This window comes from Piscinibacter sp. PDB5-1 (assembly GCF_056676035.1).
The window spans coordinates 341,634-356,145 of record NZ_JBWVZL010000005.1; the positions used below are offsets into that span (position 1 = coordinate 341,634).

The window sequence follows — 14,512 nt, forward strand, 5'->3', positions numbered from 1 at the left end:
GGCCGACCGCAAGGGTCGATCGACCATTGTGGTCTCAGCGCTGCGACTCGAACCACCCCCGAACGGCGGAACGTTGCGCGGCGTTGAAATGCAGGCCGAGCCTCGAACGTCGCCACAGCACGTCGTCGGCCGAGGTGGCCCACTCGTGGCGGCGCAGGTAGTGCAGCTCGGCTTCGTGCAGGCCGGGCGCGACCTCGTCACCGAGGTCGCCATCGCGCAGCACGCGCACAACGCGCGAGCCGTAGGCGCGGGCCAGGCGGATGGTGAGTTCGTCCGACAGCTCGGGGTGGCGCAGCCGCAGGGCTTGCAGGAAGCGCGTGAAGTCGGTGTCGGGGCGCTGAGGGGGACCGATCCACTCGCTCAGGTCGCCGCCGGGCAGGGGGGCGTGGCGCGTCCACGCACCGCCGGGTGTATGCAGCGTGCGCGCCAGCAGGTCGGCCGCGTCTTCGGCGAGCTTGCGGAAGGTGGTGTTTTTGCCGCCCCACACCGTCAGCAGCGGTGCCGGGTGGCTGTCGCATTCGAGCGCCTGGTCGCGCGTCACGGCCGAGGGCTCGCCAGCGGCGTCGTTGAGCACCGGGCGCACGCTGGAGGCGGTCCACACGACGTCGGCCGGACCGACCGGCTCGCGCAGGTAGCGGTTGGCCTGCGCGCACAGGTCGGCGACCTCGCCGGCGTCGATGTGCGCGTCGCCGGGGGCGCCGGTGTGCTCGACCTCGGTGGCTCCGATCAGCGTGAAGTCGCGTTCGTACGGGACCATGAACAGCACCCGCTTGTCGGCGCTGTGCAGCAGGTAGGCGTGGTCGTGCGCGAAGCGCCGGCGCACGACGATGTGGCTGCCCCTGACCAGCTGCACGGGTTTGCGCTGCGGCGCGCGCACCTGTTCGTCGAGAAACTGTGCCACCCAGGGGCCCGCGGCGTTGACCAGGGCGCGAGCGGTCACGGTCTTGCTGGCACCCTGCGAACTGCTCAGGTGCGCGCGCCAGCGGCCGCCGACGCGTTCGGCCTCGGTGCAGCGCCAGCGCGTGAGCACGGTGGCGCCGCGCTCGGCCGCATCGACGGCACACAGCGCGACGAGGCGGGCGTCGTCCACCCAGCCGTCCGAGCACACGAAGGCACGGGTGAAATGCGCCCGCAGCGGCTCGCCGGCCGGGTGCTCGCGCAGGTCGATGGCCTGCGAGCCGGGCAACACCTCGCGGCGGGCCAGGTGATCGCAGAGCAGGAGCCCCAGGCGCACCAGCCAGGCCGGGCGCTGGCTCGCGTCGTGCGGCATCACGAAGCGCATCGGCGCCATGAGGTGCGGCGCGCACCGGAACAGCAGCTCGCGCTCGGCCAGTGCCTTGCGCACGCGCGAGAACTCCAGGTGCTCGAGGTGGCGCAGCCCGCCATGAAGCAGCTGCGTCGACGCCGACGAGGTGTGCTGGGCGAGGTCGCCTTGTTCGCAGAGCACGACCTTGAGCCCGCGCCCGGACAGGTCGCGCGCGATGCCCGCCCCGTGGATGCCGCCGCCCACCACGAGCACGTCGGCGGCGAGGCTGTCGGGGGGCGGGTGAGGGGGCGTCAAGGGCAGGCCGGCGGTGGGGACCGCCCCGTTGTAGCCGCGCGGTGGGGGCGCCGCAAGCTGGCGAATCCCCCGACGGCGGCTCTCATCCCACCAGCCTTCGCCCGCCATTCATCCGGTTCCACCTGCCCTGGCGCCGTGCTGACAAGACGCTGTCAGCACAGGCCCCGCAGGATGCGGCCTCCTCTCAGCCGAGCCTTCCTGCCATGGTGCCGCCTCCACCCATCCGCGCCGAACCCGTCCTACTGGCGGCGCACCGCCGCAGAATCGCAGCCGGTGCGCCCCCGGCCGCACCGGCCGTCGCAGCCCTGGCGCTGGCCCCCGACCTCGACCCCCGACCGCCCATGCGCCGCGCCGACCGCCTGTTTCAACTCGTGCAGATCATTCGCGGCCGCCGCCTCAGCACGGCACAGTTTCTGGCGCAGCGGCTGGAGGTGTCCGAGCGCACCATCTACCGCGACATCGCCGACCTGATGGGGCAGGGCGTCCCCATCGAGGGCGAGGCCGGTGTGGGCTACCGCATGCGTCCCGGCTACGACCTGCCGCCCATGATGTTCACCCATGAAGAGGCGCAGGCGCTGGTCGCGGCGGTGCGCCTCGCGCAGCCCCGGGTCGATGCCGCCCTGGCCGCGCAGGCCGAGATGGCGCTGTCGAAGATCCTCACCGTGCTGCCAGCCGCGGCCCGCGCGGCGGCCGAGAGCCTCGCGGTCTATGCACCGGCCTTCGAGTTCGAGCCGGCCACGCGCGCGCGGCTCGAAGCGCTGCGCCTGGCGACCGAGTCGCGCCGCAAGGTGCGGTTGCAGTACGTCGATCTGAAAGAGGCGAGCTCGGACCGCGTGGTGCGCCCGCTCGGTTGCTTCTACTGGGGCGCGGTGTGGACGCTGGCCGGCTGGTGCGAGGTGCGGGAAGACTTCCGCAGCTTTCGCATCGACCGCATCCGCGTGCTCGATGTCTTGAACCAGACCTTCCGCGACGAGCCCGGCAAGACCTTGCCCGACCTTTTTCGCCAGGCGCAGGCGCATGGCGAGGCCCGACCCCGGGGGCGGTGAGGGCTCACCATCGCGCGGGCGCGGCTTTTTGCACTGCCACCTGCGAAGGCCCCAGGGCGAGGCCAAGTCGCCCCCAGCCGATGCGTGTTTTGGTCTTTAATCGGCCCGATGCAACGCGGCCAACGGTTCTTCGCATGGGTGCTGCTCACCGTCCTGGCGGTGATGCTGCCTTTACTGGCCCTGCACATCCACACCCTCTACGAGCAAAACCGTGCCGCGGAAGACGCCGTGCACCGCCAAGTGCTCACGCGGTCGGCCGAGACCGCCGCGGCCCTGAACCAGACCTTCGCGCGGGCTGAAACCCTGTTGCGCGTGCTCGCAACCCGGCGCGAATTGCTCCGTCTCGATCCGCAGGCATGCGACGCGGTGCTTGCCGGCCTGGCGACGCTCGACCCGCTGTATGCCAACGTCGCCGTGGCCGCGCTCGACGGCCAGGTGATCTGTGCATCGGTGCGCGCCGAACGGCGTCGGCCCGTGCGCTTCAGCGGCCCGCGCTGGCAGGAGGCGCTGGCCGCGGACAGCCTGCACCTGAGCAAACCATTGACGGCGGGCCCCATCCTTGGCCGGCCGATCTCGGTGCTGACCTTGCCCTTGCGGGGCGACGATGGCCGCACCGTGGGCATGGTCGGTCTCTCGCTCGACCTGCTGCTGATGGCTGAACGCGTGCTGGCGCCCGGCCTGCCCGCGGGCGGCAGCATGACCCTGGTGGATGGTGACTCGATCGTCGTCACCCGCTACCCGGACGCCGTCCAGTGGGTGGGCACGCCCACGCCCCGCTCGGTGCGTGACGCGCGGCGCGACCAACCCGGCGGCGTGGTGTCGGCCACCGGCCCCGATGGGGTGACGCGCGTCTATGCGACCACCGCGCTCGACGTGCATGGCCTGCGGCTGGCCTCGGGCATCCCGGCCGAGGTCGTGCTGGCCGAAGCCCGCGAGGCCAACCGGCACAGCCTGTCGGTGGCCGTCTTCACGCTGCTGGTGGCGCTTGGTGTCGCCTTCTTCGCGGCGCGGTGGTTGTCGGCGCCCCTGCAAAGCCTGGGACGCACGGCGCGTGCGTGGGCCGAGGGGCGCAACGACATGCGGGCCGAAGAGAACCTGCCTGGCGACTTCCGGCCGCTCGCCCGCGAGTTCAACCGCATGCTCGACGCGCGCAACGCGAGCGAGGCCCAGCTGCGCGAGTCGGAGCGTCGTTATGCCGAGATGCTCGAAGGCGTGGACATGCTGGCCCTCAGCGTCGATCCCGAAGGCCGCATCACCTACTGCAACGACGCGCTGCTGCGGCTGACCGGCTGGCAACGCGCCGACGTGATCGGCCAGACCTGGGCGCGGCAGTTCCTGCCGCCCGAGAGCCCCGAGATGAAGGACTACCTGCACGGCGTGGCGACCGATGCGCCGGCGCAGTCGCGCACCGAAGGCCACATCGTCACGCGCAGCGGCGAGCGGCGGCTGATCCGCTGGGCCCATGCCGCGCTGCACCGGCCCGACGGCACGCCGGTGGGGCGGTCGAGCATCGGTGAAGACATCACCGAGCGACGCGAGCTCGAACTCGCGCGCCAGGCCAGCGCCGAAGCCGCGGCTGCCAACCAGGCCAAGAACGAATTCCTCGCGCGAATGAGCCACGAGCTGCGCACGCCGCTCAACGCGGTGCTGGGGTTTTCGCAGCTGCTCAAGTCAGACCTGGCCGACCGCCTCGACGCCGCCGAGCGCCATCAGCTCGACATGATCATCGTAGCCGCCGAGCAGCTGCGTGCGCTGATCGAAGACATCCTCGATGTGTCGCGCATCGAAGCCGGCCGGCTGGCGGTCGAGTCGGTCGAGGTGAACCTCGGCGAACTGCTCGACGGCGTGCTGCGCATGAGCGAACAAGACGCCAGTGCGGTGGGCGTGCAGCTCGTCGCGGCGCATGCCCAGCGTGAACCGGTCGTGCTGCGGACCGACCCGGTGCGCCTGCGCCAGGTGCTGCTCAACTTGGTCTCCAACGCCATCAAATACAACCGCCCCGGGGGCTGCGCCACGCTCGACGTGTCGGTCGAGCGCCGCGACGTCGTCATCACCGTCGCCGACAACGGCCTGGGCATGACGCCCGAGCAGCAGCGCGAACTGTTCGAGCCCTACAACCGCCTGGGCCGCGAGCACAGCGCCATCGCGGGCACCGGCATCGGCATGATGCTGTCGCGCCAGCTCGTGCAATTGCTCGGTGGTGAGATCAGCGTCGCCAGCGTGATCGACCAGGGCACCACGGTGCGGGTGGCCTTGCCGCAGCAAGGCAGTGCCCACCCGTCGCCGTCGGCTTCACGACCGGCGCCGTTGACCGTAGACGCGCCTGCGGCGCCGTCCGTCGCGGGCCCGCGGGGTCGCGTGCTGTACATCGAAGACAACGAGGCCAATGCCTTGCTCGTGCAAGAACTGCTGGCCCGCTGGCCGGGGGTCGAACTGCAGGTGGCACCCGATGGGCAGACCGGCGTCAAGCTGGCCGAGAGCTGGCGGCCCGACCTGGTGCTGCTCGACATGCAGTTGCCCGACATCGACGGCCTGCGCGTGCTCGAACGCCTGCGACTGCGCGAGGCGACACGGCATCTGCGGGTGGTGGTGCTGTCGGCGGGCGCGATGCCGGCCGATGTGGAAAAAGCGCGCCGGGCCGGCGCGCTCGATTACTGGACGAAGCCGATCGACTTTCCGTCCTTCCTGCGAGGCGTCAGCCGCCTGCTGGAGGGCCAGGCGGCGTGATCGCCGCAGGCGCAGTGCGCCGTCAGAACAGCGCGTGCACCGCCGCGGCCGACTGGCGTGCGCGGCCGAACAGCCCGCGCGAGAGGTCCATCGAGACGGCCGCGAACCAGGCCGAGCCCACGCCGGTGGCGTAGAGCCGTTCTTCGCCGGTCGAGCGTCGCCGCATCACCAGCACGCCGCCGGGCAGGCCGAACATCTTGCCGAGGTCGCACTCGGCGTTCTCTTCGATGTCGAAGTCGCTGGCGTCGTGTCCCCAGGCGCGCAGCAGCCCGTGCAGGGCGTCGCGCTTGTTGTCGTCGAGGGGGGTGGACGCGGCATTGCGGGTGTTCATGAGGCCTCCTTCCGTGAAGAGTGGTCGGATTGTTCGGGGCGAAGGCCGCGCAGGTCTTCCCCCGCAAGGGAGCTTTGCAGCCCCCCTTGCGGGGGTGAGGGCATCGGCTGCCTGCCAAGATCGGCCCGACCATGTCCGCACCCCTCGACGCCTCGCCCCACCCAGCGCCCGGCCCGCGCCGCCCGACCGAGCACCGCTCGGGGGTGTCGCCCGCACCGCGCGATGCCGAGCACACGCGGCACCCGGTCGATCACGACGAAGAATCGGCCGCCGGTGAAGAGGACCCGGGCGCTGGCCTTGACGTCGTCACCCCACTTGAACCCCCCGAGCCGCCACGGCCCTGAGCGGCGTGGCTGTGGATGTGCTGCGACGCCACCGCGCGTGGCAGGCGCTCCTTTGGGGGTGAGGGCGCTCGGCAGCGCGCCAAGGCCAGAGACCGGCTCCTAGAATCGCTCGCACCGCAGACCAGACGCACCGGCCGCCCACGGCCCGGGAAAGAGGGAGATGAGCCACGCCAACGAAGGCAACCGTTTTGCGCCACCTCGCGCCGAGGTGGCCGAGCCGCCGTTGCCGACCCGCCCCGACGAGCTGCTGCTGGCCGACCGTGTGCTGCGGCTTGCCGCCTACGCCATCGACGTCGCGCTGCAATTGGTCTTGATGGTGCTGGTGAGCCGCTTCACGCCGCTGGACCCCTTCGCCAGCGACGACCTGCTGGCCTTCGAACCGCAAGTCATGGCCCTCAACTTCGCCCTCTTCTGCGTGTTGCAGGCCTACCCGATCGCCACGCGCGCGCAGACCCTCGGCAAGTGGATGCTCGGCCTGCGCGTCGTGCGCCCCGATGGCTCGCGGCCGTCGATCGCTCGGCAGCTGGGCCTGCGCTACGGCGTGCTCAGCCTGTCGGGCGTGAACGGGGCGCTCGCGCTGATCGTCTCGCTGCTCGACGCCGTGTTCATCTTTCGCGATTCGCGCCGCTGCCTGCACGACGACATCGCCGACACGCTGGTCGTCAAGCCCTGATCGCAGCGAACCTCTCGCGAACCCGTGAACGCACGCGCCCCCCTCGACACCCTCTACACCGCCGAGACGCCTGAAGGCATCGCGCTGTCGCTGCGCCCGGCCGGCGTGTCGCCGCGCTTCCTGGCGTACCTGATCGACTTCGCCATCCGCGTCGGCCTGTTCGTGGCGGCGGCGACCGTGTCCATCCCCTTCGGCGGCATGGGCGCGGCGTTCATGACGATCTTCTTCTTCGCGCTCGAATGGTTCTACCCGGTGCTGTTCGAGCTGGGCCGCCACGGCGCCACGCCGGGCAAGCGGACCATGGGCTTGCAAGTCGTGATGGCCACCGGCCTGCCGATCACGCCGGCCGCGTCGATCACCCGCAACCTGCTGCGCGCGGCCGACTTCCTGCCGGCGATGTACGCCGCCGGTGCCTTGTCGGTGCTGCTGCGGCACGACTTCAAGCGCCTGGGCGACCTGGCCGCCGGCACGCTGGTTGTGTACCGCGAGTCGGTGAACCTCCACGGCGCGATCCCGCCCGCGACACCCACCGCACCGACCCGCCCGCTGAACCCGGCCGAGCAGTCGGCCATCGTCGAATGGGCCGGCCGCGCCGCACGCCTGACGCCCGCGCGTGCCGACGAACTGGCCGAGCTGGCGGCGTCGGTCACGCCGGCGCACCGTGGCGAGAGCGCGACCGAGGGGCTGCTGGGCGTGGCGCACTGGCTGCTCGGCCACCGCAAGGAGGGCGGCGCATGACCCCGCGCCAGTTCGAGGCCACCTACGGCGCGATGTGGGACGAGCTGGAACTGCTGATCCAGCGCGCCGAAGGCCTGGCCCCGCGCGTGAAGCCGGTGGCGCAAGCGGCCGGTGCCAATGGCAAGAAGGCCAAGGTCGTGGTCCAGAAAGACAAGACCCCGCTCGACGGTGCCCAGCTCAGCGCGCTGTACCGGCGCTGCTGCGAGCACCTCGCGCTGGCGCAGGCGCGCTCGTACCCGATGTCGGTGACGCACCGGCTCGAAAGCCTCACGCAGCGGGCGCACCAGATCATCTACCGCCGCCGCGACGGCGGCATCGCGCGCTTCAAGCAACTGGTGCTGGTCGATGTGCCCGAGGCCGTGCGCGCGCACCGCTGGTACGTGCTGGTGGCCACGCTGCTCTTCGTGGGGCCGCTGCTGGGCGTGGGCATCGCCACCTACCTCGACCCGGGCTTCGTGCTGCACCTGGTCGATGCGCAGACGGTCGAGCAGTTCGATGCGATGTACGGCCCGGGGGCGCACAGCATCGGCCGTGAACGCGAGGCCGACACCGACTGGGAGATGTTCGGCTTCTACATCATGAACAACATCGGCATCGGCTTTCAGTGCTTCGCCAGCGGCATCTTCTTCGGGCTGGGCAGCATCTTCTTCCTCGCCTACAACGGCCTGTTCGCCGGTGGCGTGGGCGGCTACCTGACCGCGCGCGGCTACTCCGAGAACTTCTATTCGTTCGTGGTCACGCACGGCGCCTTCGAGCTGACCGCCATCGTGCTGTCGGGCGCGGCCGGGCTGCGCATCGGCCATGCACTGCTGGCGCCGGGGCGGCACTCGCGCATCGAGGCGCTGCGGCTGGCCTCGCGCGACGCCATCGTCGTGGTCTACGGCGTGTTCGGCATGCTGCTGATCGCTGCGGCGGTCGAGGCCTTCTGGTCCTCGTCGCGCTGGGTGCCGCCCGAGGTGAAGTACATCGTTGGCGGTGCCTGCTGGGTGCTGGTCTTCGCCTACCTCGGCTGGCAGGGTCGGCCGGCGCGGCTGCCGAAGGGGGCGCGCCGTGCGGATTGACGCCATCGCATTGAAGCTGCGCCCGCGCCCCATGTCCGAGGCGGCCGACCTCGGCGTGCGCATGGTGCAAACGCACGCCGGCGACATCTGGCGCACCTGCGGGCCGGTGTTCGCGGCGGTGGTGCTACTGGCGCTTGCGACGGCCGAGTTCGCGTCGTGGCTGCCCACGGTGCTGATCTTCTGGCTCAAGCCCTGGCTCGACCGCAGCGTGCTCTTCGTGCTGTCGCGCGCGGCCTTCGGGCAGCGCACGCGCTTCAACGACCTGTGGCGTGCGCAGCGCGAGGTGTGGTGGGGGCAGTTGCCGTCCACGCTGCTGTGGCGGCGCTTCTCACCGTGGCGTTCGTACAGCCAGCCGATCTACCAGCTCGAAGGCCAGACGGGCGCGTCGCGTCGCCAGCGCAGCCGCCAGTTGCTGCACGCGCAGCGCGGCTCGGCCATGGGCATGCACCTGGCGTTCGCCCACGTCGAGATGGTGCTGGGCCTGGGCTTGATGTCGATGGCGTTGTGGCTCGCGCCCCCGGGCACCGGCGAGGGCGTGTTCGAGTGGTTCACCTCCGAAGACGCCGGGCTGGTGACCACCCTGCTCAGCTCAACCGCCTATGCACTGGTGGTCACGCTGCTGGAGCCCTTCTACGTGGCGGCCGGCTTCGTCATGTATCTGAACCGCCGCGTGCAGCTCGAAGCCTGGGACATCGAGCAGGAGTTCCGCCATGCGTTCTGACGCGGCGGCCTGGCTGCTGGCCGTGGTGATGGGCTGCGCGCAGGCGCTGGCCTGGGCCGAGCCGCCCGCCTTGCCGACGCGCGCCGAGGTCGAGGCGGCCGCCGACAAGCTGCGCCGCGACCCCAACCTGCCCGGCACCGAGAAGAAGCGCGTGCTGTCGTTCAAGGACAGCGACACGCCCGACGCGCCCGAAGAGAAGAAGAAAGACGGCCCCGACCTCGACTGGCTGAAGGACCTGGTGCAGTGGATGAACGACGCCGGGCGCATCTTCGTGTGGGTGCTGGGCGCGGTGGTGGTGGCCTTCGTGCTGTTCGGTCTGCGCCACTGGGTGCGCGTGCGGGCCGAGTCGCGCACGCCGGGCATGGCACCGCCGCCCAGCCACGTGCGCGACCTCGACATCCGCCCCGAAAGCCTGCCCGACCAGATCGGCGCGGCCGCGCGCGCGATGTGGCAACGCGGTGAGCACCGCCCGGCCTTGTCGCTGCTGTACCGCGGCGCGCTGTCGCGGCTGGTGCATGCACACGGCGTGGCGATCCGCGCGGCCAGCACCGAGGGCGACTGCGTGGCGCTCGCGCGCAAGCGGCTCGACACCGCCCGCGGCGACTACTTCGAGCGCCTCGTCACGGCCTGGCAGCTGGCGGTCTATGGCGGTCGCCTGCCGACGGACGAGACCGTGCTGTCGCTGTGCGACGCCTTCGAGGCGCAGCTCGGCGCCCCGCGCCTGCTGGCGGCGGGTGCCGCGACCGGGGGCGCGCGATGAAGGCCCGCGAGCTGATCCCCCGCCTGCTGATCGCCGCCGTCGTGCTGGGCCTCGGCGGGTGGATGGTCTCGTGCACCGAGTGGGTCGAGAAAGACGTGCCCCGCGCCGCGCGCGGCGAGGCCGCGACCAACCCGCTGTACGCGACCCAGCAACTGACCCGCGCCCTCGGCGGCGATGTGCAGCGCCCGACCGGCCTGAGTCGCCTGCCGCCCGCGGGCAGCACGCTGTGGCTCACCTCGTGGCACTGGGACATCTTTCCCGAGAACGACGCCCGGCTGCGCGCCTGGGTCGAAGGCGGTGGCCACCTGGTCATCTATTCGACCATGCTGAAAGACGACGAAGGCCGCCTCGCCTGGGTGCCGGTCGCGCTGGCCGACGACGAAGACGGCGGCGCGGGCTGTGAGGACGACAGCTGCGAGGGCGAAGCGGGTGAAGGCGAGGGCGATGAAGGCGAGGGCGGCGACAGCCCCGAGCCCGTGCCGGACGCCGACGAAGCCGACGCCGCCGACGAAGCCGACGCCGCCGGCGACCCGGGCGGCGACACCGCCCCGCCCCCGGCCATCGAAGCGCCGCCGCTGCGCTCGGCGCCCGCGGGCCCGGTGACGAGCATCGCGCCCCGGCGCCTGGCGCTGAGCGAGGCCGGCGAAGAAGGCGGCGACGAAGCCACCGAAGGGCGCCGCTGCCGCGACACCATCGAGCCCAACGGCGTGCGCCCGGCCTTCGGCGCGCGCCGCACCTACCGCATCTGCGGCGCGGTCGATGCCGACCTGCCCCTGAGCGCGCGCGACGGCCGCGCGCCGCTGTGGGCCGTGGGCCCGCACGACGGCGGCGTCGGCGACATCGTGCGCGTGGCCGTGGGCCGTGGCAGCGTCACGGTGCTGTCCGAGTGGGGCACGGGCCTGTTCGACAACGACGAGCTGTTCTCGGGCGACCACGCGGCGCTGATGGTGGCCACGCTGCAGGTGCGGCGTGGCGCGGCCGTCTGGTTCGTCACCGAAGAGTCGCGCGCGCCCTTCCTCGAATGGCTGTGGCACAACGCCTGGGTCGTCGTGCTGGCGTCCGGCCTGGCGATCGCGCTGGCGCTGTGGCGCGGCGCGGTGCGCTTCGGCCCCGTTGTCGCGCACCAGGCGCCGGTGCGGCGCTCGATGGCTGAGCAGGTCACCGGCACCGCGCAGTTCCTGCGCACCCGTGGCGCGGGCACCTTGTACGCCGCGCAGATCCGCGCGCTCGACGAATGCGGCCGTGGCCACCTGCCCGGCTACGCCAAGATGGGCCGCGGCGAACGCGCCGCCGTGCTGGCGCGCGTGACCGGCCTCGAAGGCGACGCGCTCGCCCACGCGCTCGACCGCACCGTGCACCGCTCGCCGCACGCCATGGCGGCCAGCCTCGAACTGCTCGAAACCGCACGCCGCCGCGTGGTGCAGGCCGCGCGCGACCGCACGCTCGCCGCGCTGCTGGCCAAGCGCCCGGCGGCCAGCGGCGCCGCTTCTTCCACGACATCTCCGACTGCCCGATAAGGACCGTTTCCATGCAGATCAAAACCGAAGACCTGACCCGCGCCGCCGAGCTGCTGAACACGCTGCGCAGCGAAGTCGGCAAGGCCGTGGTCGGGCAGCGCGAGGCCGTCGATCAGACCCTGGTGGCGCTGATCGCCTGCGGCCACGTGCTGATCGAAGGCGTGCCCGGCCTGGGCAAGACGCTGCTGGCGCGCTCGCTCGCCAAGGCCATGAGCCTGCAGCACGCGCGGGTGCAGTTCACGCCCGACCTCATGCCGTCCGACATCACCGGCCACTCGGTGCTCGACGTCAACGCCCGCGGCGAAGGCGGCAGCATCGGTGCGCTGCGCGTGCACAAGGGCCCGGTGTTCACCAACCTGCTGCTGGCCGACGAAATCAACCGCGCGCCGGCCAAGACGCAGAGCGCGCTGCTCGAAGTGATGCAGGAATACCAGGTCACGCTCGAAGGCCAGACCCTGCCGCTGCCGCGCCCGTTCATGGTGATGGCGACGCAGAACCCGATCGACACCGAAGGCACCTACCCGTTGCCCGAGGCGCAGCTCGACCGCTTCCTGCTCAAGATCAACATCGGCTTTCCCTCGCACGAAGAAGAAACCGCCATCGTGCGCCGCACGACCGAGCAGCAGACCGGCGACGTCTTCCCGCTCGACGCGCTGCAGCCGCGCCTGGACGAGCGCATGGTGATGGCCGTGCAGCGCATGGCCTCGTTCATCCGCTGCGACGAGAAGGTGGCCGACTACGCCGTGCGCATCACCCGTGCCACGCGCGACTGGCCGGGCCTGTCGTCGGGCGCCGGCCCGCGTGGCGCCATCGCCCTGGTGCGTGCGGCGCGCGCCACCGCGCTCTTGCAGGCGCGCGACTTCGTCACGCCCGACGACGTGAAGCACCACGCCCTGCCGGCGCTGCGCCACCGCGTGATGCTGGCCCCCGATGCGCAACTCGAAGGCCGCGAGGTCGATGAGCTGCTGCGCTCGGCGCTCGACAGCGTCGAAGCGCCCCGCCTCTGAGCCCCGCGCGCCGATGCGCCTGCGATTGATTCCTTCACGCGCCGCCGTCTGGGCGCTGGGCCTGCTCGCCTTGGCGGGCGCCGTGGCCTTGCTGTCCGGCGTGGCGCTGGCCATGGTCGCGTGGGCGGCCGGCGCGCTGCTGGCCGCCGCGCTGCTGGCGGCTGCGCTCGACCTCGCCTGGGCGACGCGGGCCTGGCGCCAGTCGCCGCTGCGTGTGCACCGCACGCTGCCGCATGCGCTCGCGCTCGGCGTGCCGCGCACGCTGTCGCTGCGGCTCGTCAACGAGGGTGCGCGCACGTGGCGTGTCGCGGTGTTCGACGAGGTCGATGGCAAGCTCGCCTTCGAGGCCCTGCCGCAGACCGTCACCGTGCCCGCGAAGCAGCAGCTCGACATGCGCTACCGCGTCACGCCGCGCCAGCGCGGGCGCGTCGAGTTCGGCGCCACGCAGCTGCGCATCCGCTCGCCGCTGCGCCTGTTCGAGGTGCTGCGCTCGGTGGGCGAGGCGCAGGCGCTGCAGGTCTATCCCAACTTCGCCGCGGTCGCGCGCTATGCGTGGCTGGCCGGCGACCGGCGCCTGTCGCAGATCGGCATCAAGACCTACGCCCAGCGCGGCATGGGCACCGACTTCAAGCAGCTGTCCGAATACAAGCGCGGCGACCCCATTCGCCACATCGACTGGAAGGCGAGCTTCAAGCACTCCAAGCCCATCGTGCGCCAGTACCAGGACGAACGCGACCAGTGCGTGATGTTCCTGCTCGACTGCGGCCGCCGCATGCGCGCCGACGAAGGGGACGACAGCCACGACGGCAGCCACTTCGACCAGGCGCTCAACGCCTTGATGCTGCTGAGCTACGTCGCGCTGAAAGAGGGCGACGAAGTCGGCGCGATGACCTTCGGCACGCCGCCCGGCCAAGAGCGCCACTTCGCCCCGCGCAAGGGCGGCGCGACGCTGAACGCGCTGATGGCGCGCCTGCACGACATCGAGCCCGGTGCCTCGCATTCCGACTACCTGCAGGCTGCCGAATCGCTGCTGCGCGTGCAGCACAAGCGCGCGCTGATCATCGTGCTGACCAACTTCCGCGACGAAGACGCGGCCGAGCTGCAACCCGCGCTGAAGCTGCTGCGCGGCCGCCACCTCGTGATGGTCGCCAGCCTGCGCGAACGCGTGCTGCGCGAACTCGCCGAGCAGCCGCTGAAGCAACCGCGCCACGCCGTCGAGGTGGCCGGCGCGCACTGGTTCGAACAGACCCGCCGCGACGCCTTCGGTCGCGCCGTCAACCACGACGCGCTGTCGGTCGATGTCGAGCCGCAGCAGTTGCCCGTCGCGCTGGTGAACCGCTACCACGCGGTCAAGCGCTCTGGCCTGCTGTAGCGGCCATCGCTACGATCCCCGGCTGCGCGGCCTGCCGCCCCTTCATCTTCAACCCCCGGAGCAACGCATGTCCGCCGTGAACCCCTACCAGCCCCCGCAGGCCGCCATCGGTGATGGCCGCGCCCCCGCCACGGGCGGCTTCTCGACGCCCAAGGTCTGGGCCGCGCGGGGGCGGATCGGCCGCCTGCGCTACATGGCCTACTTGATGGTCGGCTACATCGTCATGGTGTTGGCCGCCGGGGCGGTGGGGGCCGTCTTCGGCGCCGGGGGGGCGAGCCCCGAAGTGGGCGGACTGGTCGGTGTCGTGGTCGCCATTCCGTACCTGGTGCTGTCGGTGCTGGTGCACATCCAGCGGGCCCACGACATGGACTGGACGGGGTGGTCGGTGCTGCTGTGCCTCATCCCCCTCGTGGGCCTGATCTGGCTCTTCAAGGCCGGCACCCCGGGCCCCAACCGCCACGGCGAACCGCCCCCGCCCAACGGCGTCGGCGTCATCCTCGGGGCCTTGGTGATGCCGGTGGCCGTGATCGGCATCCTGGCGGCCGTGGCCTTGCCGGCCTACAACGACTACACGAAACGCGCCAAGGCGCGGCAGGCGCAGAGCCAGTCGGCCCCTTCGTCCGACGTGGGCCAGAGCGGCGATCGGTGAGCGAG

14 protein-coding genes are annotated in these 14,512 nt (G+C 71.6%); 12 read left to right on the forward strand and 2 right to left on the reverse strand.

Going from position 1 to position 14,512, the window contains the following annotated elements:
• Positions 1-34: 34 nt before the first annotated feature.
• Entirely contained in the window at positions 35-1,561 is a 1,527-nt protein-coding gene (gene glpD, locus AC1KAT_RS20465) for a glycerol-3-phosphate dehydrogenase (RefSeq protein ID WP_480328856.1), read from the reverse strand.
• 341 nt (positions 1,562-1,902) lie between these two features.
• Here glpD and AC1KAT_RS20470 point away from each other — a divergent pair, with 341 nt between their 5' ends.
• Together AC1KAT_RS20470 and AC1KAT_RS20475 are read left to right on the forward strand one after the other, a co-directional pair.
• The gene (locus AC1KAT_RS20470) at positions 1,903-2,607 is read left to right on the forward strand and encodes a helix-turn-helix transcriptional regulator (RefSeq protein ID WP_480329218.1); all 705 of its coding nucleotides are present in this window, start codon (positions 1,903-1,905) and stop codon (positions 2,605-2,607) included.
• Positions 2,608-2,715: 108 nt separating this feature from the next.
• The gene (locus AC1KAT_RS20475) at positions 2,716-5,334 is read left to right on the forward strand and encodes an ATP-binding protein (RefSeq protein WP_480328858.1); all 2,619 of its coding nucleotides are present in this window, start codon (positions 2,716-2,718) and stop codon (positions 5,332-5,334) included.
• A 22-nt stretch (positions 5,335-5,356) separates the two neighbouring features.
• On the opposite strand, the gene AC1KAT_RS20480 is transcribed toward AC1KAT_RS20475, so the two are convergent.
• Entirely contained in the window at positions 5,357-5,665 is a 309-nt protein-coding gene (locus AC1KAT_RS20480) for a hypothetical protein (RefSeq protein WP_480328860.1), read from the reverse strand.
• A gap of 131 nt (positions 5,666-5,796) precedes the next feature.
• Between AC1KAT_RS20480 and AC1KAT_RS20485 the strand changes: the two genes are divergently transcribed.
• The 10 genes from AC1KAT_RS20485 (at position 5,797) to AC1KAT_RS20530 (ending at position 14,507) form a co-directional block, all read left to right on the forward strand.
• The gene (locus AC1KAT_RS20485; RefSeq protein ID WP_480328862.1) at positions 5,797-6,009 is read left to right on the forward strand and encodes a hypothetical protein; all 213 of its coding nucleotides are present in this window, start codon (positions 5,797-5,799) and stop codon (positions 6,007-6,009) included.
• Between the two features lie 160 nt (positions 6,010-6,169).
• The gene (locus tag AC1KAT_RS20490) at positions 6,170-6,682 is read left to right on the forward strand and encodes an RDD family protein (protein WP_480328864.1); all 513 of its coding nucleotides are present in this window, start codon (positions 6,170-6,172) and stop codon (positions 6,680-6,682) included.
• 24 nt (positions 6,683-6,706) lie between these two features.
• Positions 6,707-7,420 carry an RDD family protein gene (locus tag AC1KAT_RS20495; RefSeq protein WP_480328866.1) on the forward strand — a complete coding sequence of 238 codons (714 nt, stop codon included), beginning with the start codon at positions 6,707-6,709 and terminating at the stop codon, positions 7,418-7,420.
• Positions 7,417-8,481: a stage II sporulation protein M gene (locus AC1KAT_RS20500; RefSeq protein WP_480328868.1), complete on the forward strand. Its 1,065-nt coding sequence runs from the start codon at positions 7,417-7,419 to the stop codon at positions 8,479-8,481. Before AC1KAT_RS20495 ends, AC1KAT_RS20500 begins: the two co-directional genes overlap by 4 nt.
• Entirely contained in the window at positions 8,471-9,202 is a 732-nt protein-coding gene (locus tag AC1KAT_RS20505) for a hypothetical protein (protein WP_480328870.1), read from the forward strand. The genes AC1KAT_RS20500 and AC1KAT_RS20505 overlap by 11 nt, the downstream gene beginning before the upstream one ends.
• Positions 9,192-9,962, forward strand: a complete 771-nt coding sequence (locus AC1KAT_RS20510) for a DUF4129 domain-containing protein (RefSeq protein WP_480328872.1) — start codon at positions 9,192-9,194, stop codon at positions 9,960-9,962. Before AC1KAT_RS20505 ends, AC1KAT_RS20510 begins: the two co-directional genes overlap by 11 nt.
• Entirely contained in the window at positions 9,959-11,479 is a 1,521-nt protein-coding gene (locus tag AC1KAT_RS20515; protein ID WP_480328874.1) for a hypothetical protein, read from the forward strand. The genes AC1KAT_RS20510 and AC1KAT_RS20515 overlap by 4 nt, the downstream gene beginning before the upstream one ends.
• Positions 11,480-11,490: 11 nt before the next feature.
• The gene (locus AC1KAT_RS20520) at positions 11,491-12,486 is read left to right on the forward strand and encodes an AAA family ATPase (RefSeq protein ID WP_480328876.1); all 996 of its coding nucleotides are present in this window, start codon (positions 11,491-11,493) and stop codon (positions 12,484-12,486) included.
• 13 nt (positions 12,487-12,499) lie between these two features.
• A complete protein-coding gene (locus AC1KAT_RS20525; RefSeq protein ID WP_480328878.1) occupies positions 12,500-13,858 on the forward strand; it encodes a DUF58 domain-containing protein in 1,359 nt (452 codons plus the stop codon).
• A gap of 67 nt (positions 13,859-13,925) precedes the next feature.
• Positions 13,926-14,507, forward strand: coding sequence for a DUF805 domain-containing protein (locus AC1KAT_RS20530; protein ID WP_480328880.1), 582 nt, complete (start codon positions 13,926-13,928; stop codon positions 14,505-14,507).
• Positions 14,508-14,512: the final 5 nt, after the last annotated feature.